The organism is Sphingopyxis sp. YF1 (genome assembly GCF_022701295.1).
GTDB lineage: Bacteria > Pseudomonadota > Alphaproteobacteria > Sphingomonadales > Sphingomonadaceae > Sphingopyxis.
This window is the reverse complement of the sequence record NZ_CP033204.1, coordinates 597969-617355: the sequence shown is the minus strand read 5'-3', so window position 1 is coordinate 617355 and position 19387 is coordinate 597969. Positions and strand designations below refer to the sequence as shown.

Below are 19387 nucleotides of genomic sequence, written 5' to 3'. Positions count from 1 at the left end.
AAATGTTCTAGGGGCGCAGGGTGCCGTGCCGGCTTAGCTCAGTTGGTAGAGCAACCGCCTTGTAAGCGGTAGGTCGTCGGTTCGAGTCCGACAGCCGGCACCAGCAGCCCCTTGAAAGACAAGGGGTTTTCACTCGCAAAACCTTATAAAAGCAGGCAAAATCGGCGCCTCATCCGACTGAGAATGTCCTCGTTTTTCCGCACCTTCTACCATAGGGGAACTTGCCGGGGCGGATGCGTCAGGATGAACCAATGATGGTCGGACTATCTGGAACGGCTTCGCGACCACTGGCGGACCCAAAGCTTTCGGGAGATCGAGCGAAATAGCCGAAGCCAACGCATCGGTTATTTCCGATAAGTCTTGACCGAATAAAACCTATCGGATAATTCCGATGCATGGACACTGACGCCGCCCTGCTCGCCCTCGCCGCTCTTGCGCATCAGACCCGGCTCGACACCTTCCGGCAGCTCGTCCGGCACGAACCGGAGGGACTTTCGACGGGACAGCTCGTCGAACGATCGGGCTTGAGCCAGAGTACCTTTTCGACACATCTCGCGGTGCTTGCGAAGGCCGGGCTCGTTCAGTCGGAAAAGCGCGGTCGCCAATTCATCCAGCGCGCCGATATCGATGCGCTCCGGGCGCTGATGCTCTTTCTCGCCAAGGACTGTTGCCAGGGCCGCGCCGAACTCTGCGACCCCTTGCTCGCCGAACTCGCCTGCTGCTGAAGGACGCTGCGCCGTGACCGACATCATCATCTACCACAACCCCGATTGCGGCACGTCGCGCAACGCGCTCGGGCTGATCCGCAACGCCGGGATCGAACCGCATGTCGTCGAATATCTGAAGACGCCGCCGTCGCGCGCGCTGCTCGAACAGCTGATCGCGCGCGCCGGGATGACCCCGCGCGATCTACTTCGCGAAAAGGGCACCCCCTATGCCGAACTCGGCCTCGACGATCGGGCACTTGGCGACGCCGAGTTCATCGACGCGATGATGGCACATCCCATCCTCATCAACCGCCCGCTCGTCGTCTCGCCGCTCGGGGTCCGGCTCTGCCGTCCGTCCGAAGCCGTGCTCGATATCCTCCCGGCCAGGCAGCTCGGCGCCTTCGCCAAGGAGGACGGCGAACCCGTCGTCGATGCTTCCGGCAATCGCGTCGGCGCTTGACCGATGGCTGAGACCAAGCGCGAACGCCTGTCGTTCCTCGACCGCTACCTGACGCTCTGGATCTTCCTGGCGATGGCGCTGGGCATCTTTCTGGGGACCGTCTTCGCGGGCCTTCCGGCCGCGATCGACGCGCTGTCGGTCGGAACGACCAATATCCCGATCGCGATCGGTCTCATATTGATGATGTATCCGCCGCTCGCGCGCGTCCGCTACGACGAACTGCCGCGCGTCTTCGACGACAAGCGCGTGCTTGCCATTTCGCTCATCCAGAACTGGATCATCGGACCGGTGCTGATGTTCGCGCTCGCGGTCATCTTCCTCGCCGACAGACCCGAATATATGACCGGATTGATCCTGATCGGTCTCGCGCGCTGCATCGCGATGGTGATCGTGTGGAACCAGCTTGCGAAGGGCGACAATCAATATGTCGCGGCGCTCGTCGCCTTCAACTCGATCTTCCAGATTCTCTTCTTCAGCGTCTACGCGTGGTTCTTCCTCGCCGTACTGCCGCCGCTGTTCGGGCTGGAAGGCAGCATCATCGACGTCAGCTTCGGAACGATCGCCGAAGCCGTGCTGATCTATCTCGGCATTCCCTTCCTCGCCGGATATCTGACGCGGAGGCTGCTGGGCCGCACCAAGGGCGACGAGTGGTACGAGACGCGCTTTCTGCCGCGCATCGCGCCGATCACCCTCGTCGCACTGCTCTTTACCATCGTCGCGATGTTCAGCCTCAAGGGCGGCGAGATCGTCACCATCCCCGGCGACGTGATCCGCGTCGCCATCCCGCTCAGCATCTATTTCGTCGTGCAGTTCCTGATCAGCTTCTGGATGGGCAAGCTCATTAAGGCCGACTATCCGCGCACAACCGCGGTCGCCTTCACCGCCGCGGGCAATAATTTCGAGCTCGCGATCGCGGTCGCTATCGCGGCTTTCGGCCTCGCCTCCCCGGTTGCATTCGCGGCGGTGATCGGCCCGCTTGTCGAGGTGCCCGTCCTCATCCTGCTTGTCGGCGTCGCGTTTCGCCTCGGACGCCGCTGGTTCCCCGCAAGCACTCCAACGGCAGCATGAACATGACAGACCCAGCCTTTACGCGCCTCCGCGCGCTGACCGATGCCGGGCATTTCCCGGCGCTCAGCACCGAATATCTGCGCGCCCAGCCCGCACTCGGCCTCGGCCCGGTCGAGCCGCCGCCGCGTATCCTGTTGCTCTACGGTAGCTTGCGCGAACGCTCCTTCTCGCGCCTCGTCGTCGAGGAGACCGCGCGCCTGCTCCAGCTCTTCGGGTGCGAGACGCGCATTTTCGATCCCTCCGACCTGCCTCTCCCCGATCAGGTCGCGGACGACGATCATCCGGCGGTCGAGGAACTGAGGCGGCATTCGCTCTGGTCCGAAGGCCAGGTCTGGTGCAGCCCCGAGCGCCACGGCCAGATCACCGGCATCATGAAGGCGCAGATCGATCACCTGCCGCTCGCCTATAAGGGCCTACGCCCGACGCAGGGCCGGACGCTGGCGGTGATGCAGGTGTCGGCGGGGTCGCAGTCGTTCAACAGCGTCAATACGCTGCGCATCCTCGGCCGCTGGATGCGGATGATCACCATTCCCAACCAGTCGAGCGTCGCCAAGGCCTGGCAGGAGTTCGACGAGGCCGGGCGGATGCGGCCGTCGAGCTATTACGACCGGATCGTCGATGTCGCCGAGGAACTGGTGCGCTTCACCGTGCTGACGCGCGGCCATGCCGAACAGCTCGTTGACCGCTATTCGGAGCGCAAGGACCGGAACGAGCCGGTTGCCACGCCTGCCGAACTCGCCGGAATTCCGGGAACGTCGCGTCACAACTGGCCAAAAACCACCTCCCAGCTAGCGAACGAGGAACCCAAATAGCGGCGAACGAGGATGAATGTGATGATGAAGGCGTATGATACGCAGCACTTCAGAAGAACAACGGAACGGCCATCCGGTCGCATGCTGGACGAGCTGGTCGAGTCAATGCCATCGAAGAATGGCTTGTCGACCCGTGCTCACGTCCTGACATAGCCAGAATCGCGACCGTACGGACGCATGCCGCGGATCCAGTCATCTGCAACTCGTTGAGCGATTGTCGACGCTGTATTCGGTATCCGGATTGGCGTCGATCGCTACGTCCGCATTCGCCGCTCCGCGATCGTACGGCTGGACCGGATCGACGCGATCCGGGACCGGGGATAGGGCGATCTCCGGATCATCCTGCGGTCCGGAGCGGCGATGCGGGTCGGGCGAACCTATCTCCGTCCGCTACGCGGGCGCTTCAGGAAAGGACGCGATCCTGACACGACAACCCCCTTTCCCGCCATTCGGAATTGCACTGTTTCCCCTCTGTTGCTGAATTCATATCCCCCTGCTTTCCAAAAGCCGGTGCGGTTCGCGACCGCGGGGAACGCGTGACACCCATGGATCGTCCTGATCGCGGGGCGGTCCGTTCCTTGCGCGGGCTACGCGATCATCAGCCCATCAAATGGTCGGTCTGCTCACGCTGGCGTGCGCATTGATCCACCAGAAAATCGAGCAAGGTCCGCACCGAGGGCAGCAGCCCGCGTCGCGACGGAAAGACGGCGTGGATGATCCCCGCCCGTGGCCGCCAGCCGGGAAGGACATGGACCAATCGCCCCGCGGCGACATCGCCGGCGATCAGCATGGCCGGGAGCTGGACGACGCCGACGCCGGCCAGCGCCGCGTCGCGCAGCGCGGCCATGTCGTCGGTTACCAGTCGCGGGCGGTGGAGCAGCACCGCCGACTGCCCGCCGGAATGTTCGAGTTCCCACCGGTGATCGCGGCGTGCCGGTGCGAAATCGAGACTCGGCACGCCGTGCAGATCGGCGGGCGATGCGAGCGCCTGCCGCACCAGCGTGGGCGAGGCGACCAGGCATTGGGTGCTTTCATCGAGCCGCCGCATCACCAGGTCGGTCGGCTCGAGCGGCGGAAAACGGACGCGGATCGCGATGTCGAAACCTTCCGCAATCACGTCGACACGGCGGTTGGTCCCTTCCAGATGCACTTCGACGGCGGGATTCGCCGCCATGAACCGCGCGATCAGTGCCCCGAAGCGGAAGGAAAGCAGCCCGGTCGGGCAGCTGATCCGCACCACGCCGCGCGGTTCGGCGCGTACCTCGGCGATGACCTGGTCGGCGGCCTCGGCCTGCACCAGCATCGCGACGCAACGGTCGTAATATTCGCGGCCGATCTCGGTCACGGCGAAGCGCCGCGACGAACGGTTGAGCAGGCGCACGCCCAGCCTTTCCTCCAGCAGCGCGACCCGCCGGCTCAGCTTCGACTTCTGCATGTCGAGCGCGCGGCCGGCCGCCGCAAAGCCGCCGTGGTCGACCACCTGAACGAAATAATAGAGGTCGTTGAGATCCTGCATCGTCCCACTCATAGAACGCTGCGTCTTTTTATCCAGTCTTTTGCCGATATCGTTCCCGAAATATCTCCGCTTCAACAGCGACCGGCGCTTCACATGCGGGTCGCCCCGGAGACATGACATGACCAAGACCATTCTCGGCCGTTACGGCAATGATCGCGGCCACTGGGTCGGCGACGGCTTTCCAGTCCGTTCGCTCTTTTCGTACAACAGCCTCGGCGCACATATCAGCCCCTTCCTGCTGCTCGACTATGCGGGTCCGCATTATTTCGAGCCGACAACCGACCGGCGCGGCGTGGGCGAACATCCGCATCGCGGCTTCGAAACCGTCACCATCGTCTATGACGGCGAAGTCGAGCACCGCGATTCCGCAGGCAATGGCGGTGTCATCGGCCCCGGCGACGTGCAGTGGATGACCGCCGCGAGCGGCATCATCCACGAGGAATATCACTCGCCCGCCTTTGCCAGGACGGGTGGTCCGTTCCGCATGGTGCAGCTGTGGGTCAACCTGCCCGCCAGGGACAAGATGGCGCCCGGCGGTTATCAGGGCATCGTGTCGGCCGACATTCCGGTCGTCGACCTGCCCGATGCGAGCGGCACGGCGCGGATCATCGCGGGCGAATTGTTCGGCACGCGGGGTCCGGCAAGGACTTTCACCCCCATCAACCTGTGGGACGTGAAGCTGAACCGCGACGCCGACGTCACGCTTCCCGCGCCCGACGGGCATACCACGATGCTGGTCGTGCTGTCCGGCCACGTCACGGTCAACGGCACGCAGGAAGCCGGAGCGGCGGAGATGGTCCTGCTGAGCCGCGAAGGCGGCGAGGTCGCCATCCATGCCGACGGCGATGCAACCTTGCTGGTGCTGACGGGCGAACCGATCGACGAGCCGATTTTCGGCCACGGTCCGTTCGTGATGAATACGGAGAAGGAAATTCGCCAGGCTTTCGACGACTACAACAACGGCCGCTTCACCACGATGGCGGCCTGACCCAGGGGAAGGCGGCGCCATCGGCGAGCGCCGCCTTCTCCCCCTCCCCCCTTCTATTCGAAACCGGACGGCGATGCGCTCGCGCCGTCTTCGCTGCCGGCCGGCGCGCGCCGTCGGGCCCGGTGATGACGAGCGCCCGACACCCAAGGAGAAACAGCATGTCCAAGCCCTATGTCCGCCTCGACAAGGATGATGTTGCGGTGCTGCTGGTCGATCATCAGACCGGCTTGCTGTCGCTGGTACGCGACTTCGACCCCGACAAGTTCAAGAACAACGTCCTCGCGCTCGGCGACATCGCCGACTATTTCCAGCTGCCGACGATCCTGACGACCAGTTTCGAGGATGGCCCCAACGGTCCGCTGGTCCCCGAACTGAAAGAGCAGTTTCCCGACGCCCCCTACATTGCGCGTCCGGGCCAGATCAACGCGTGGGACAATCCGGACTTCGTCGCCGCGGTGAAGGCGACCGGCAAGAAGCAGTTGCTGATCGCGGGCGTCGTCACCGAGGTTTGCGTCGCCTTTCCCGCGCTGTCCGCGATCGCCGAGGGATATGAGGTATTCGTCGTCACGGACGCGTCGGGCACGTTCAATCCGATCACGCGCGACGCGGCGTGGAACCGCATGGCCGAAGCGGGCGTGCAGTTGATGAGCTGGTTCGGCGTCGCGTGCGAACTGCACCGCGACTGGCGCAATGACGTCGAAGGACTGGGCGCGCTGTTTTCGGCGCACATCCCCGACTATCGCAACCTGATCACCAGCCACACGCGGCTGACACAGGGCCAATAGGCCCTGCCGTTCCCAAACCGGGCGCGCCGGCTTCCCTGCGCGGGAAAGCCGGCCGCCTCGCTATGGACGGCAGGAATCGATCAGGCGTCGTCGCCCATGCGGAGCGCGGCGATGAAGGCTTCCTGCGGGATGTTGACGTTGCCGTATTCGCGCATCCGCTTCTTGCCCTCTTTCTGCTTTTCGAGGAGCTTCTTCTTGCGGGTCGCGTCGCCGCCGTAGCATTTGGCGGTCACGTCCTTGCGCAGCGCGGCGATGGTTTCGCGGGCGATCACCTTGCCGCCGATCGCGGCCTGGATCGGGATCTTGAACATGTGGCGCGGGATCAGGTCCTTGAGCCGCTCGCACATGCCGCGGCCGCGGCTTTCCGCCGAACTGCGGTGCACGATCATCGACAGCGCGTCGACGGGCTCGTTGTTGACGAGGATGCTCATCTTGACGAGGTCGCCGGGACGGTGGCCGATCTGGTGATAGTCGAACGACGCATAGCCGCGCGAAATGCTCTTCAGCCGGTCGTAGAAGTCGAACACCACCTCGTTGAGCGGCAGTTCATAGGTGATCTGCGCGCGACCGCCGACATAGGTCAGATTCTTCTGCACTCCGCGGCGGTCCTGGCACAGTTTCAGGATCGGGCCGAGATAATCGTCGGGGACATAGATCACCGCCTCGATCCACGGTTCCTCGATCTCGTCGATGCGGTTCGGGTCGGGCATGTCGGCGGGGTTGTGGAGTTCGATCTCCTTCGCCGCCTCATTCTTGGTGTGTCCGAGCTTGAGCTTGTAGACCACCGACGGCGCGGTGGTGATCAGATCGAGATCATATTCGCGGCTGAGCCGCTCCTGGATGATCTCGAGGTGAAGCAGGCCAAGAAAGCCGCAGCGAAAGCCGAAACCGAGCGCGGCCGAGCTTTCCATCTCGAACGAGAAGCTCGCGTCGTTGAGGCGGAGCTTCTGGATGCTCTCGCGGAGTTTCTCGAAGTCGTTCGCGTCGGTCGGGAACAGGCCGCAGAAGACGACCGGCTGAACTTCCTTGAACCCCGGCAGCGGCGCCGCGGCGGGCTTCTTCGCGTCGGTGACGGTGTCGCCGACGCGCGCCTGCGCGACGTCCTTGATCTGCGCGGTGATGAAGCCGATCTCGCCCGGGCCGATCTCGGTCAGCTCCTCGCGCTTCGGCGTGAAGCAGCCGACGCGGTCGATCAGGTGGGTGGTGCCCGCCTGCATGAACTTGATCTGCTGCCCCTTCTTGAGCAGGCCGTCGACGACGCGGACGAGGATGACGACGCCCAGATAGGGATCGTACCAGCTGTCGACGAGCATCGCGAGCAGCGGCGCCGCGGCGTCGCCCTTCGGCGGCGGAATCTTCGTCACGATCGCCTCGAGGCATTCCTCGATGCCGATCCCCGACTTGGCGCTGGCGAGCACCGCGTCGTCGGCGGGTAGCCCGATGATGTCCTCGATCTCGGCCTTCACCTTGTCGACGTCGGCCGCGGGCAGGTCGATCTTGTTGATCACCGGCACGATCTCGTGATCATGCTCGATCGACTGATAGACGTTGGCGAGCGTCTGCGCCTCGACCCCCTGCGCGGCGTCGACGACGAGGAGAGCGCCCTCGCACGCGGCGAGCGACCGCGAGACTTCATAGGCGAAGTCGACGTGGCCCGGCGTGTCCATCAGGTTGAGCTCGTAGGTCTCGCCGTCCTTCGCGGTATATTTGAGGCGCACCGTCTGCGCCTTGATCGTGATCCCGCGCTCCTTCTCGATATCCATATTGTCGAGGACCTGCGCCGACATTTCGCGCGCGGTCAGCCCGCCGGTGAATTGAATCAGCCGGTCGGCGAGCGTCGACTTGCCATGGTCGATGTGCGCGATGATCGAAAAATTGCGAATGTGCGAAAGAGGCGTTGTCATGCGCGGCGCGTTAGCAGGGGAAAGCGGCGCTGTCAGCAGGGACTCGGCGACGCACGATCAGGCGCTTCCGCTGCCTCCGATCGCGTTCAGAATCCGCCGCGCCATCAACTGGTGGCTCGCCAGCGGGGGATCGCTGAACGGCGAGGGGGCGAAGGCCGGACGCGGCGAGGTTCGCGGCGGGCGGACATATTCGAACAGCGGCGTGCGCGGCACGCCGAGCGCGTCGGTACCGGGGTCGTGATAGGGATTGGTGTCGAACAGGGCGCCGAAGGCGGGGTCAGTGCGGTAATTGGGCACCTTCGCTACCACCGCCTCGTCGCCCGCGACCTGGAGCAGCATTTCGTCGGGCGGCAGTTGCAGCACGCCAAGCGGATCGCCGTGCCCGACAAGTTCGGCCATCGAACGCGCCGCGAGCATGGTGTTGGCGCCGAAACATTGCACGACCTTGCTGTTGTTCACCATCGTCTGCCAGTCGTCGGGATAGAGGTGCCGGAGCTGCGAGGCGTCCTGCCAGAAGCTCCAGGTCTGGAGGCCATAGCCGCGCAGCAGGGTCACCGCCTGGCGCAATTCGTTGAAGCTGCCGAGTTGCGCCGCCTCGTCGAGCACGAACAGCGTCGACAATTCGGGTTTCGAGCGGCGGCGCATGATCGCGGTCATCAGCGCGCCGACCCATAGCCGCAGCAACCGGCCGTGGGACAGCAGCATATGCGGCGGCATGACGATATAGATGGTCAGCGGCTCGCCCAGCGTCACCGCGTCGAAATCGATGCTCGAATGCCCCGTCGCGGCCTGTTGCGCGGGGCCGCGCATGAAATCGGTCGCCTCTTGCGCAAAGGAAACGATGCCGCCGATCGTCTCCTTTGCGTCGATCGCGAACAACCGCCCGGTCGCGCGAGCCTCGGGATGGCGCGAGGCTTCGAGCGCGGCGATCAGTTCGGACGCGTCACCCGCGGCGCGGTTCACCAGCCCCCGAAATTCGGCCAGATTATGCTGGTCGCGCGGCAGGTCGGTGAGAAGGTGGAACAGCACCCCGACGAGCAATTGACGCGCGCGGCCGAGCCAGAAACGGTCGCGATCGCTTTCGCTGAACGCCAGCAGTTGATCGATCACGACATGCGCCTCGTCGACGGCGTTCGCCGAATAGGGGTCGATCAGGTCGAGCGGGTTGAGCGCATCGCCCGCAAAAGCCGTGATCCCCATCGGGTCGAGCACGATCACCTTTTGCCCCATCTCGCGGCGGCAGCGCGCGGTGATCGCCGCATTTTCGCCCTTCGGGTCGATGACGATCGCCGGGCCGCGGTGGCGCAGCAGCGCCGGAACGACGCAGCCAACCCCCTTGCCGGCACCCGTCGGGGCGATGGTGATCAGATGCCCCTCCCCCTCCAGCAGGATCGGCACGGCATCGCGCGGTGCGGTGGTCGCGGCGCCGAAGCTGAACCCCATCGGCCGCTGTACATGGCGCGTTTCGAGCGACCAGCCGACGAGCAGGCCTTCGCCGTCGACGGTGTCGGGCAGGCGCAGCGTCGACGGCGACTGGGCGCCGAACTGATCCGCCGCGCGGCTCACAGCAGCCCCTCCGGGCCGGCTAGCCGCGCGAGGAGTCCGTCGAAGGCGATCGGCACGGGCGGCACGTCGCCCGAAAGCGGCTCGTCGTTGATCATTTCGATCATCCCCATGGCGTTGAGCGAAAAACGGCTGCTGAATGCCGCGCCGCCATAGTGCACCAGCGCATCGAGCCGCCAGCCATCGACCGACTTTCGCGCCGTCACGGGACCGGCCAGCGCCGCGAGCGAGACATCGAGCGCGACACCGGTGAGCGCGGCGAAACGATCGGCGCTTTCGATGAGGTAGAAGGGGCCTTCCTCGCCGCGCACCGCACCGCAGAAAAAGCGAAGATAGTCACAGGCGTTTTCGGCGGTCGACACGTCGAGCAGCCCGCTGTCGTTGATGTCATGGACCAGCGCCGACGTTCCGTCGAGCGCGTGCGCCCCATGGGGGCCGTAAAGGAAGGCCGCGGTCGCAGGGCCGGTGCGCGTTTCGACGAGCGCGTCGATCCACATCCAGCCGGGCCAGAAGGGCAGCGGGCGGACGCGATAGGCCGCCATGCTCCCCGCATTGACCAGCGGGAAACAGCGGATCTGCGACGAGACGAGCAACTGCCGCAATTCGCCGGTCAGGACGGGATCGAGATCGTGCCATTCGCCCGCCAGCAACGGCGGCGTCGGCCACAGGGACGGCGATGGCATCATGATCGGGTCAAAGCTCCCCTGGACGGCGCACCCCACGTTTGCCGTCCTGACCCCTCATAGGGTCACGCTCGCGCGATTAACAAGATGCAATAATTTCGGAAAAGTCCGGCACGACCTCCAGCCAGCGTGCGCAATCGTCGCGCACGCGTGCGTCGCAATCGCCGAGCCCACGTTCGAGGACCGCCACGCGCGCGGCATCCCGCTCCACCGCCGCCAGCGCCGCGATGGCGTTGGCCCGCACCCGCGGCACCGGGTGCGCCTTCGCGAATTGCTCGGCGATATCCTTTCCGTCGTCGGCGAGGTGGGCGGCGCAGCGCAGCAGCATTTCGGCCTGCGTCAGCGTCGGACGCCGCGCGATCGTGCCGCGCGCGTCGCTCTTATGGTCGAGGTCGACGATATATTGGTCGCGCCAGGGGATATGCTCGCCCTCTTCCATGATGTTCAGGCTGACCGAAAGGCGTTCGGGCGGGAGCTGGCTGTGGACGTCGCGGTGCGCGCGGTAGAGCATCATCCGGCCCTCCGCGAGCTGGCTGCGCTCGACGAAGCGGAGGTTCAGCGGCTCGCCGAGGCGCCCGTCGACCGCTTCGGCGTCATAGTGGTAATAGTCGCTGACATAGCCGGGGCCCCAGTAACCCGTCGTCAGGAAGCTGAAATTATGGTCGTGCGGCAGACCGTAGGCGAAGGCGGCAGGGCCGCTCGCGGTATAGGCGGCGTCGGATATGGCGGGCCAGAGATTGGCGCGCAGGAAGAAACCGCGCGGGCTGCGGTGGAGGACAAGCACCTGCGCCGAATAGCGACTGAGTTCGAGCTGCCCCGCAAAGCTCGCCTTGAGCTCGGCGATGACATGGTCGGCGAGAAAATTGCGGTTCCGCGCGAGGCCCGCGAGGAGCGCCGCGGCGTGCGCGAGCCCGTCCTCGCGCACCAGGTCGACCCCGCTTTCGTCGAGCCGCGCCGCGACTTCCCCGAGATCGAGCACCGGCGCCGACGGCGGATCGATCAGGCGCGGCATGCGGCACTTCCCGTGTCGCGCGCGTTTGCCGGACAAGCCGGGTAGAGCGCGAGCGTCGACGCCGCGGCGCGGCGCACCTCGGGATGCGGATCGCCGGCCGCCATCCGGGCGAGGTGCGGAAAGGCGGCGGCGGGGTCGAGTGCGACGAAGTCGCGCATCGCCGCCCAGCGCGAGGCAAAATCCGCGGCACCAACCGCCGCGGCAAAGAGCGATGCAGCATCGCGGCGCCCCATTTCGCGCAGCAGGCCGAGCGCCATCTGGCGAAAGCTGCTGTCGCGGCGCGACGCCGCGACATGGATGAGCCGCCCGCTGCCGGGGTCGTAGCTGCGCATCGGCAGCGGCGACGGCGGCTGGACGACGAGTTCGAGCAGCAGCACGTCGCGGCCGGGGCCGGGGCCGGGGCCGGCGATGGTGAAGCTCGTCCGCGCGGTGTCGATGCGCAGCATCGCGCCGTCGAGGAGCGCGCGCGGCGGATCGTTTCGGCATGGCGCCGCCCCGGCGGCGGTGAACGCCCCGGCCTCCTCGATCGCGGTGAGCGCAACATGGTGCAGCGTCAGCCGGGCGCCGCCCGCGACCAGCACGCGGATCGCGGCGCGGCCGGGCACGAACAGCGCCGTCGCCGGCGGCGCCGCAGTCTCGAACGGCAGGAGCTGCAACGACAGGCGAATCGCGCCGCGTTCGGCGAGGATCATACCGCCGGGCACCCCGCCCCCGCCGACGATGCGCAGCGGCGGACGCGCGAAGGCATCAGCGGCGAGCAAGGAAAGCGCGGCGCCGATACGTGCGCGAAGCCAGCCGGTGTCGGCAAGCCAGGGAAGCAGCCGGTCGATCGCATCGTCGGGAGCAAGGTCGCTTGCGGCTTCGAGCGCCGCGAGCAGCCCGCCGGGCGCTTCGTCCGCTCCGCGCCAGCCGGCGGCGAGCGTGCCCGCGGCACGGCGGATCGCCCGGCGCCGCTTGCCGTCGGTGTGCGGATAATGATCGTGGCGCGAGATGCCGGTCATGGCGAGCGACGCGGGTGCGGCACGGGAATGCCGCACCCGCGCCCCGGTCAGTCGTAGATGATCAGCACGACGGTGACCGACACCTCGAAGATCGAAGGCCCCGACGATGCGACGGGTGTCGCGAACGATCCGAAAAGCCCGACGACGGTGTCGAGCAAGGGTATGGCATCGATATCGATCGATGGCAGGTTCATAGGTCCCTCCCCACGCAAAGCGGCGTCGATTGGCCGCGCGCGCAAGGTGCGGAGAAGCCCGGATCGGCGCCAGTTAACTTATCGCAATGTCGGGCGATGTCGTTGGTCGAAGCGCGCTTGCCGCCCGTGGACCGCCGCATAGGATGGAAGCGCCACCCGAGGGGAGACGCCGACATGCACCGCGCCATCGCCGCCTTTTGCGTCCTGCTGCTCGCCGCCGCACCCGCTGCCGCCGAGACGCTGCTTGTCGGCAACAAGGGCGAGGACACGCTGAGCCTGATCGCGCTCGACAGCGGCGCCGAACTGGCGCGGCTGCCGACCGGGAAAATGCCGCACGAGATCGCGGTTTCCGCCGACGGAAAGCAGGCCGCGGTCGTCGCCTATGGCAGCACGACGATCGACATATTCGACATCGCGGCCCGGAAAAAGCTGCGCACGATCGACCTCAGCCCGAACCGCCGCCCGCACGGATTGCTGTGGCTCGCCGACGGGCGGCTGGTGGCAACCGCCGAGGGCAGCCAGTCGGTCGCGGTGGTGACGCCCGACGGGACGCTGACCTCGATCGCGACCGGACAGCAAGGCACGCACATGATCGTCGTCGCGCCCGACAACCGCACCGCCTATGCCGCCAATATCGCCTCGGGAACGGTGAGCGTGCTCGACCTGACCGACGCAAAGAAGCTGCGCGATCTGATGGTCGGGGGCAAGCCCGAAGGGCTGGCGCTGGCGAAGGGCGGGCGCGAGCTATGGGTCGGCGACCTCGATGCGCCGCGCGTGTCGGTGTGGGACACGGCGAGCGGCGAAAAGGTCGCCGAACGACCGGTCGATCCGGTGGCGATCCGCGTACTCGCGAGCCCCGACGGGCGGTTGATCGCGACGAGCAACATCGCGGCGGGCACGATCAGCCTGTTCGACGCTGCGACGCGCGAAGCGGTGAAGGTGATCAGCGTGTCGGGCGAGCAGGACAAGGGACAGGTGACCCTGTTGTTCAGCCCCGATTCGAAACGGCTCTATGCCGCCGAGACGGGGCACGACCGGGTCGCCGAGATCGACGTCGCGACCGGACGGGTGCTGCGCCGGATCGCGGCGGGCAAGAATGGCGACGGGCTGGCGATCGCGCCCTGACGCGCGGAACGCGCCGACCCTCGCGACCTTCGGTCAGAAGAACCAGCGAAAGGAAGACCCATGGACATATTGGATACCGCCGACGACGTACTGGCCGTCAGCCTGTCCGACCGGATCACCGGTGACGAGCTCGACCGGATCATGGACCGGCTCGACGCCATCATGGCGCACCACGACAAGGTCCATGTCTTTGTCCAGACGCACTCGATCGACGGTATCGAGCTCAAGGGACTGGGCGCCTATATGGCGCGGGCGATGCCGCTGCTCGGCAAGCTGAACCGCTTCGGCCGCGTCGCGGTGGTCGCCGACCAGGCGTGGATCCGCGCCGCGACCAAGCTCGAAAGCGCGGTGCTGCCCTTTATCTCCTATCGGGTGTTCGAACCGCAGGATCGCGACGCGGCGCTGGCGTGGGTCAGCGGCACCGGCGACTGACCGCGCGCTTCAGAGCGACAGCCAGAGCGACAGGCCCGCGGGCGGATCGGCCGGCGGCGCTTCGGCGACGTGACGCACCGCATCGGCGCGCGCGCGGGCAAGGATCGCGGCGGGAACATCGGCGCGGTGAAAGACGTGATCGGCCTCGCCGAGCAATCGCGCCGCGCGGAGGGTGAGATCGTCGGGATCGGTGCTGGTCAGGCGAACCGTTTCGAGGCGATCGCCCGCGACCGCAGCGTCCCCGGAAATCCAGTCACCGACGCTATCGGCGGCGGCCGCGTCGAGCGGGTCGAGCGCGCCGCCCGGCGCCAGCGCGGCATCGATCGCGCGGCGGCGGTCGGCGGCGGCGGGCCAGCGCACCGTCATCGCGGCGCGCGCGGCGTGGAGCGCCGATGCGAGCGCGCCGAGACGCGCCGGCAGCAGCGCCTCGATCCGCTGACGCACCGCCTTGGCAAGCCCCGCCGAGGCGCCGCCGGTGCCGATCGCGATCGTGACCGGCGCGCGGTCGACGATCGCGGGCGTGGTGAAATCGCACAGCGCGGGGCGGTCGACGACGTTGACGAGCAAGCCGCGCGCGCGCAGCGCATCGGCGGCGGCGCGCGCTTCGTCCGCATCGTCGAGCGCGACGAAGGCGATCGTCGCGCCGGCTTCCCACGCGGGAACGATGCGGCCGCCCGCGCGCACGATCAGTCGCGCCTTGGCGTCGGCAGCCTCCCCTTCCCCGACCAGCACGACCGTGCGGCCGCGAAGGTTCAGGAAGAGGGGAAACTGTTCCATCGCGTCAGTCGATCCAGTCGGGCACGCGCTCGGCGGCCATGATCGTGCCCGCGGCGATCCGGTCGGCGACGACGGCATAGCGGTCGCCGTCGACGAGCACCTCGGGGACGAGGCTGCGGCTGTTGTAGGTCGACGCCATCGTCGCGCCATAGGCGCCCGCGGTCCGGAACACCGCGAGATCACCCGGCTCGACCTTGTCGGTCACGCGGTCGCGCGCGAAGGTGTCGCCGGTCTCGCATACCGGGCCGACGATCGACGCGGTCATCTGCTCGCCCGACGGCTTCACCGCGACGAAATCATGGTAGGCGTCGTAAAGCGCGGGGCGCGCGAGGTCGTTCATCGCGGCATCGACGATCACGAAGGGATGCGTCACGCCGGGCTTGACCCACAGCACCTCGGTCAGCAGCACGCCGGTGTTGCCCGCGATGACGCGGCCGGGTTCGAACATCAGCGTCACGTCCCAGTCGCGGGTCACGCGCGCGACCATCGCGCCATATTCGGCCGGGCTCGGCGGGTTGTCGCCATCCTTGTACGGCACGCCGAGGCCGCCGCCGAGGTCGACATGGGTGATGCTGTGCCCGGCGGCGCGCAGGTCGGCGACGAGCCGGCCGACGCGCTCGAACGCCGCCTCGAGCGGGGCGAGGCTGGTGAGCTGGCTGCCGATATGGACCGCGACGCCGCGCATGTTGAGCCCGGGCAGCGCCGACAGGCGGGCGAAGATTTCGGGCGCGACGTCGATGCCGACGCCGAACTTGTTCTCAGCCTTGCCGGTCGAGATCTTGGCATGGGTTCCGGCATCGACATCGGGATTGACGCGCAGCACCGCCGGCGCGGTCATTTCCCTGGCGAGCGCAATTTCGGCGAGCGCCACCCCTTCGGGCTCATGCTCGATGTTGAACTGGCCGATGCCGCGGTCGAGGCCGAGCGCCAGCTCGGCGCGCGTCTTGCCGACGCCCGAAAAGACGATGTCTTCGGCGGCCATGCCCGCCGCGAGCGCGCGTTCGAGCTCGCCGCCCGAGACGACGTCGGCGCCGTACCCCTGCCGCGCCAGCACGCGCAGCACGCCGAGGTTGGGGTTGCACTTGATCGCGAAGGCGAGGTGCTTCTTCGGCACATCCTTCAGCCCGTCGCGAAACGCCTGCGCATGGCGTTCGAGCGTCGCGCGCGAATAGACGTAGACGGGGGTGCCGATTTCCTCGGCGATACGCGGCAGCGGAATATCTTCGGCGTGCATCACGCCGTCACGAAGGTCGAAATGGTTCATGGGAGAAAGTCCTGAAACTCAGCCCGGAGGGGGCAAATCAAAATCGTCGGGTTCGCGGCGTTCGGACCGTTTGAGAAGTTCGTCGCTGCGCGCGGGTCGGGCCTGCGCGTCAGGCGTCGTGAGCTCCTCCGTGGTCGGTTGCCTTTTTGCCCCGACGGGCAGCGGCGGCGCCGGGTCACCGGCCGCGGGCTTCAGATCTTCCTTCTTGCCGCAGGCACCGAGCGATCCGAGCAGCAGGGCTCCGGTCAGCGCCGACAAGGCGAGGTTGCGCGATGCGCTCATGTCATTCCTCCAGCGCGGCGCGGGCCGCGGCGACGGCCTGTCTTACCCGTTCGGGCGCCGTCCCGCCATAGCTGGTGCGGCTGGCGACCGACGCCTCGACGGTGAGCGCCGCGAGCGCCGCGGGTGTGACCGCAGCATGGATCGCCGCGGCGTCGGCGGGCGGCAGTGCCGACAGTTCAACGCCAAGCTCTTCGGATCGTTTCACGCAGGCGCCGACGATATGGTGCGCGTCGCGGAACGGCACCCCCGCCTCGCGGACCAGCCAGTCGGCGAGGTCGGTCGCGGTCGAATAGCCCGACGCCGCGAGCGAGCGCATGCGGTCGGTGCGGAAGGTCAGCGTTTCGACCATGCCGGTCATCGCCGCGAGCGACAGCGCGAGCGCGTCGAAGGCACCGAACACCGTCTCCTTGTCGTCCTGGAGATCCTTTGAATAAGTGAGCGGCAGCCCCTTCACGATCACCGACAGCCGCTGGAAGGCGCCGAGCAGCAGCCCCGCGCGCCCGCGCACCAGTTCGGCGGCGTCGGGGTTGCGCTTTTGCGGCATGATCGAGCTGCCGGTCGACCACGCATCGGGCAGGCTGACGAAGCCGAAGGGCTGGCTGGCCCAGATCACTACCTCTTCGGCAAGACGCGACAGGTGGATCGCCGCGATCGACGCCGAGGCGCAGAATTCGAGCGCGAAGTCGCGGTCGGACACCGCGTCGATGCTGTTCGCCATCGGCCGGTCGAAACCGAGCGCGGCGGCGGTTGCGTGGCGATCGATCGCGAAGCCTGTGCCCGCCAGTGCGGCGGCGCCGAGCGGCGATTCGTTGAGGCGGCGCTGCGCATCGCGGAAACGCCCGCGATCGCGACCGAACATTTCGACATAGGCGAGCAGATGATGGCCGAGCGTCACCGGCTGCGCGACCTGGAGGTGCGTGAAGCCGGGCATGATGCTGTCCGCATGTTCGTCGGCGCGCGCGAGCAGCGCTGACTGGAGTGCCTTCAATCCGGCATCGATGCGCGTCATCGCGGTGCGCGTCCACAGACGGAAGTCGGTCGCGACCTGGTCGTTGCGCGAACGCGCGGTGTGGAGGCGCCCGGCGGGTTCGCCGACGATTTCCTTGAGCCGCGATTCGACCGTCATGTGGATGTCTTCGAGGCTGAGGTCGATCGGCACGCCGTTCGCCGCATATTCGGCCGCGACCTGCGCAAGGCCGGTGTCGATCCTTGCCGCGTCGTCGATCGAGATGATCCCCGCAGCGCCGAGCATCGCCGCGTGCGCGCGACTGGCGGCGATATCTTCTTCCCACAATCGCTGGTCGACCGGGATCGATGCGTTAATCTCTTGCATGATCGCGGCGGGTCCGCCACCGAAGCGACCGCCCCACATGCTGTTGCTGCCTGGAGAATCCGCCATTCGCCGCGTCCTGAATTCGATGTCCATGATCCTCGCCGTGCTGCTGGCCGGATCGATCGCGGGCTGCGATAGGGAAAAGGCCGCCGGGGAGCAAGCGGGCGCGAACCAAGCAAATGTTTCGGACGCGCAAGCCAGGTCCGGACGGGGTGTCGAAGACTTCCATTATCAGCTCGACCGCAGCCAGGCGGGCAAGCCGGCGCCGGACGCGCGCTTTCGCGGTCCCGACGACGCGCCGCTGACGCTCGCCGCCTTTCGCGGCAAGCCGCTGCTCGTCAATCTGTGGGCGACCTGGTGCGTGCCGTGCGTCGTCGAAATGCCGACGCTCGACAAGCTCGCTGCGACGAGCGGCGAACGGCTGACCGTGATCGCGGTCGCACAGGACCTGCAGGGCGCCGAGGTCGTTGATCCGTGGTTTCAGAAGGCGAAACTGAAAGCGCTTCAGCCCTATCTTGATCCCGATAATCATCTGCTGGATGCCTATAACAGCGCGTTGCCGACGAGCATCCTCTACGATGCCGAGGGGCGCGAGGTCTGGCGGATCGTCGGCGCGATCGACTGGCAGGGCAAGGAGGCCAGGGCGCTGCTCGCCGAAGCCGGCGTCTAACCGCCCGCCGTCTCCGCCAGCGCGACCAGCGCCTGACCCAGCGCCGTCACTTCGGCGGCGGTGCGCGATCCCGCAAAAAAGCTGGCCGAGAGGCAATAGTCGCTGCGCTGCGGCACCGCCGCCGCGAGCGTCCAGATGCCGATATGCGTATAGCCTTCGTCGAGCGCAAACCCCGCGCGGGCAGCGACCTCGACCTGCGCGGCATAGTCGGCGAAGGCGATCGGCTTTTCCCAGCGCACCGCGGCGAAGCGCCGCGCGACCTCTTCGGCACCGGGCGCCTGCGCCGCGGCGATCGCGCGCCCGACCGCGCCGCCGCCGAGCGGCTGGCGCTGCCCCTGCGCGAGGTGGATGCGCAGCACCGCATTGCTTTCAGCGTGCGCAACGAGGTGCAGCCGGTCGCGCGAGGCGACCTGCCACAGGCCCGCGGTCACGCCCTGCGCCTGCGCGAAACGCATCATCAACGGACGCAGCCGGTCAACCATCCGCCGCGCGTCGCCGTCGCGCAGCAGCCCCGCCTGCGCCCAGCCGTCGGAGAGGCGATAACGCTTGCCCGGCGCGTCGCGCACCACAGCGCCCTCGGCGACCAGCGTCCCGAGCAGGTTGAAGCAGGAGGAGGCGCCGAGGCCGAGCGACCGGCCGATGTCGGACAGCGTCATCGGCGCATTGTCGGCGAGCAGGCGCAGCACCGCGAACGCCTGCGAAACCGATCGAACCTCACCCGCCACGCGCACCTCTTTTCACAAATATGAAATTCAAATTCTTTATATTGAATATCGGGCAAAGCTCAACTAGCCGGATCAGCATTCGGCCG

General features: G+C 66.9%; 21 protein-coding genes and 1 tRNA gene. 10 read left to right on the top strand and 12 right to left on the bottom strand.

The window, feature by feature from the left end; genetic code table 11:
* The first annotated feature begins 27 nt into the window (after positions 1-27).
* From EAO27_RS03085 to arsH, 5 genes are all read left to right on the top strand, one after another.
* A tRNA-Thr gene (locus tag EAO27_RS03085) sits at positions 28-103 on the top strand.
* Between the two features lie 292 nt (positions 104-395).
* Positions 396-725, top strand: coding sequence for a metalloregulator ArsR/SmtB family transcription factor (locus tag EAO27_RS03080; protein WP_242776991.1), 330 nt, complete (start codon positions 396-398; stop codon positions 723-725).
* Between the two features lie 13 nt (positions 726-738).
* Entirely contained in the window at positions 739-1167 is a 429-nt protein-coding gene (gene arsC, locus EAO27_RS03075) for an arsenate reductase (glutaredoxin) (RefSeq protein WP_242776989.1), read from the top strand.
* A gap of 3 nt (positions 1168-1170) precedes the next feature.
* Positions 1171-2235 (top strand): ACR3 family arsenite efflux transporter, encoded by a 1065-nt coding sequence (arsB, locus tag EAO27_RS03070; RefSeq protein ID WP_242776987.1) that lies wholly within the window; start codon positions 1171-1173, stop codon positions 2233-2235.
* A gap of 2 nt (positions 2236-2237) precedes the next feature.
* Positions 2238-3047, top strand: a complete 810-nt coding sequence (gene arsH, locus EAO27_RS03065; RefSeq protein ID WP_242776985.1) for an arsenical resistance protein ArsH — start codon at positions 2238-2240, stop codon at positions 3045-3047.
* Positions 3048-3645: 598 nt separating this feature from the next.
* Here arsH and EAO27_RS03060 read toward each other — a convergent pair.
* The gene (locus tag EAO27_RS03060; protein ID WP_242776983.1) at positions 3646-4656 is read right to left on the bottom strand and encodes a LysR substrate-binding domain-containing protein; all 1011 of its coding nucleotides are present in this window, start codon (positions 4654-4656) and stop codon (positions 3646-3648) included.
* Between the two features lie 25 nt (positions 4657-4681).
* Here EAO27_RS03060 and EAO27_RS03055 point away from each other — a divergent pair, with 25 nt between their 5' ends.
* Entirely contained in the window at positions 4682-5551 is an 870-nt protein-coding gene (locus EAO27_RS03055; protein ID WP_242776981.1) for a pirin family protein, read from the top strand.
* A 158-nt stretch (positions 5552-5709) separates the two neighbouring features.
* Positions 5710-6336 (top strand): isochorismate family cysteine hydrolase YcaC, encoded by a 627-nt coding sequence (gene ycaC, locus EAO27_RS03050; protein ID WP_242776979.1) that lies wholly within the window; start codon positions 5710-5712, stop codon positions 6334-6336.
* Between the two features lie 80 nt (positions 6337-6416).
* On the opposite strand, the gene lepA is transcribed toward ycaC, so the two are convergent.
* The 6 genes from lepA to EAO27_RS03020 all read right to left on the bottom strand — a co-directional run bounded on the left by lepA (position 6417) and on the right by EAO27_RS03020 (position 12693).
* A complete protein-coding gene (gene lepA / locus EAO27_RS03045; RefSeq protein ID WP_242776977.1) occupies positions 6417-8240 on the bottom strand; it encodes a translation elongation factor 4 in 1824 nt (607 codons plus the stop codon).
* 57 nt (positions 8241-8297) lie between these two features.
* On the bottom strand, positions 8298-9806 hold the full coding sequence (locus tag EAO27_RS03040; protein ID WP_242776975.1) for a type IV secretory system conjugative DNA transfer family protein: 1509 nt from the start codon (positions 9804-9806) through the stop codon (positions 8298-8300).
* On the bottom strand, positions 9803-10489 hold the full coding sequence (locus EAO27_RS03035; protein ID WP_242776973.1) for a hypothetical protein: 687 nt from the start codon (positions 10487-10489) through the stop codon (positions 9803-9805). The genes EAO27_RS03040 and EAO27_RS03035 overlap by 4 nt, the downstream gene beginning before the upstream one ends.
* A gap of 76 nt (positions 10490-10565) precedes the next feature.
* Entirely contained in the window at positions 10566-11498 is a 933-nt protein-coding gene (locus tag EAO27_RS03030) for a transposase (protein WP_242776971.1), read from the bottom strand.
* Positions 11486-12535, bottom strand: coding sequence for a HEAT repeat domain-containing protein (locus EAO27_RS03025; protein ID WP_242776969.1), 1050 nt, complete (start codon positions 12533-12535; stop codon positions 11486-11488). Before EAO27_RS03025 ends, EAO27_RS03030 begins: the two co-directional genes overlap by 13 nt.
* Positions 12536-12546: 11 nt before the next feature.
* Positions 12547-12693 carry a hypothetical protein gene (locus tag EAO27_RS03020; RefSeq protein ID WP_242776967.1) on the bottom strand — a complete coding sequence of 49 codons (147 nt, stop codon included), beginning with the start codon at positions 12691-12693 and terminating at the stop codon, positions 12547-12549.
* Positions 12694-12867: 174 nt separating this feature from the next.
* Here EAO27_RS03020 and EAO27_RS03015 point away from each other — a divergent pair, with 174 nt between their 5' ends.
* Positions 12868-13818, top strand: coding sequence for a hypothetical protein (locus tag EAO27_RS03015; RefSeq protein ID WP_242776965.1), 951 nt, complete (start codon positions 12868-12870; stop codon positions 13816-13818).
* A gap of 60 nt (positions 13819-13878) precedes the next feature.
* The gene (locus EAO27_RS03010; protein WP_242776963.1) at positions 13879-14250 is read left to right on the top strand and encodes an STAS/SEC14 domain-containing protein; all 372 of its coding nucleotides are present in this window, start codon (positions 13879-13881) and stop codon (positions 14248-14250) included.
* A 9-nt stretch (positions 14251-14259) separates the two neighbouring features.
* Here EAO27_RS03010 and EAO27_RS03005 read toward each other — a convergent pair whose 3' ends face one another.
* The 4 genes from EAO27_RS03005 to argH are packed head-to-tail and all read right to left on the bottom strand — an operon-like array spanning position 14260 to position 17972.
* Complete coding sequence (locus EAO27_RS03005; RefSeq protein ID WP_242776961.1) at positions 14260-15027, bottom strand: NAD(P)-dependent oxidoreductase; 768 nt, start codon at positions 15025-15027, stop codon at positions 14260-14262.
* A gap of 4 nt (positions 15028-15031) precedes the next feature.
* Complete coding sequence (lysA, locus tag EAO27_RS03000; protein ID WP_242776959.1) at positions 15032-16291, bottom strand: diaminopimelate decarboxylase; 1260 nt, start codon at positions 16289-16291, stop codon at positions 15032-15034.
* An 18-nt stretch (positions 16292-16309) separates the two neighbouring features.
* Entirely contained in the window at positions 16310-16573 is a 264-nt protein-coding gene (locus EAO27_RS02995) for a hypothetical protein (protein WP_242776957.1), read from the bottom strand.
* A 1-nt stretch (position 16574) separates the two neighbouring features.
* Complete coding sequence (gene argH, locus EAO27_RS02990; RefSeq protein ID WP_242776955.1) at positions 16575-17972, bottom strand: argininosuccinate lyase; 1398 nt, start codon at positions 17970-17972, stop codon at positions 16575-16577.
* Positions 17973-17997: 25 nt separating this feature from the next.
* Between argH and EAO27_RS02985 the strand changes: the two genes are divergently transcribed.
* On the top strand, positions 17998-18576 hold the full coding sequence (locus tag EAO27_RS02985) for a TlpA disulfide reductase family protein (protein ID WP_242776953.1): 579 nt from the start codon (positions 17998-18000) through the stop codon (positions 18574-18576).
* On the opposite strand, the gene EAO27_RS02980 is transcribed toward EAO27_RS02985, so the two are convergent.
* Positions 18573-19301, bottom strand: coding sequence for a helix-turn-helix domain-containing protein (locus EAO27_RS02980; protein ID WP_242776951.1), 729 nt, complete (start codon positions 19299-19301; stop codon positions 18573-18575). The two genes, EAO27_RS02985 and EAO27_RS02980, sit on opposite strands and share 4 nt — an antisense overlap.
* Positions 19302-19387: the final 86 nt, after the last annotated feature.

Excerpts from the sequence above, each read along its gene's own strand:
- EAO27_RS03080 (WP_242776991.1), top strand. The coding sequence starts at position 396 with ATGGACACTGACGCCGCCCTGCTCGCCCTCGCCGCTCTTGCGCATCAG.
- arsB (WP_242776987.1), top strand. The coding sequence starts at position 1,171 with ATGGCTGAGACCAAGCGCGAACGCCTGTCGTTCCTCGACCGCTACCTG.
- arsH (WP_242776985.1), top strand. The coding sequence starts at position 2,238 with ATGACAGACCCAGCCTTTACGCGCCTCCGCGCGCTGACCGATGCCGGG.
- EAO27_RS03055 (WP_242776981.1), top strand. The coding sequence starts at position 4,682 with ATGACCAAGACCATTCTCGGCCGTTACGGCAATGATCGCGGCCACTGG.
- ycaC (WP_242776979.1), top strand. The coding sequence starts at position 5,710 with ATGTCCAAGCCCTATGTCCGCCTCGACAAGGATGATGTTGCGGTGCTG.
- lepA (WP_242776977.1), bottom strand. The coding sequence starts at position 8,240 with ATGACAACGCCTCTTTCGCACATTCGCAATTTTTCGATCATCGCGCAC.
- EAO27_RS03035 (WP_242776973.1), bottom strand. The coding sequence starts at position 10,489 with ATGATGCCATCGCCGTCCCTGTGGCCGACGCCGCCGTTGCTGGCGGGC.
- EAO27_RS03030 (WP_242776971.1), bottom strand. The coding sequence starts at position 11,498 with ATGCCGCGCCTGATCGATCCGCCGTCGGCGCCGGTGCTCGATCTCGGG.
- EAO27_RS03020 (WP_242776967.1), bottom strand. The coding sequence starts at position 12,693 with ATGAACCTGCCATCGATCGATATCGATGCCATACCCTTGCTCGACACC.
- EAO27_RS03015 (WP_242776965.1), top strand. The coding sequence starts at position 12,868 with ATGCACCGCGCCATCGCCGCCTTTTGCGTCCTGCTGCTCGCCGCCGCA.
- EAO27_RS03010 (WP_242776963.1), top strand. The coding sequence starts at position 13,879 with ATGGACATATTGGATACCGCCGACGACGTACTGGCCGTCAGCCTGTCC.
- EAO27_RS03005 (WP_242776961.1), bottom strand. The coding sequence starts at position 15,027 with ATGGAACAGTTTCCCCTCTTCCTGAACCTTCGCGGCCGCACGGTCGTG.
- lysA (WP_242776959.1), bottom strand. The coding sequence starts at position 16,291 with ATGAACCATTTCGACCTTCGTGACGGCGTGATGCACGCCGAAGATATT.
- EAO27_RS02995 (WP_242776957.1), bottom strand. The coding sequence starts at position 16,573 with ATGAGCGCATCGCGCAACCTCGCCTTGTCGGCGCTGACCGGAGCCCTG.
- argH (WP_242776955.1), bottom strand. The coding sequence starts at position 17,972 with ATGGCGGATTCTCCAGGCAGCAACAGCATGTGGGGCGGTCGCTTCGGT.
- EAO27_RS02985 (WP_242776953.1), top strand. The coding sequence starts at position 17,998 with ATGATCCTCGCCGTGCTGCTGGCCGGATCGATCGCGGGCTGCGATAGG.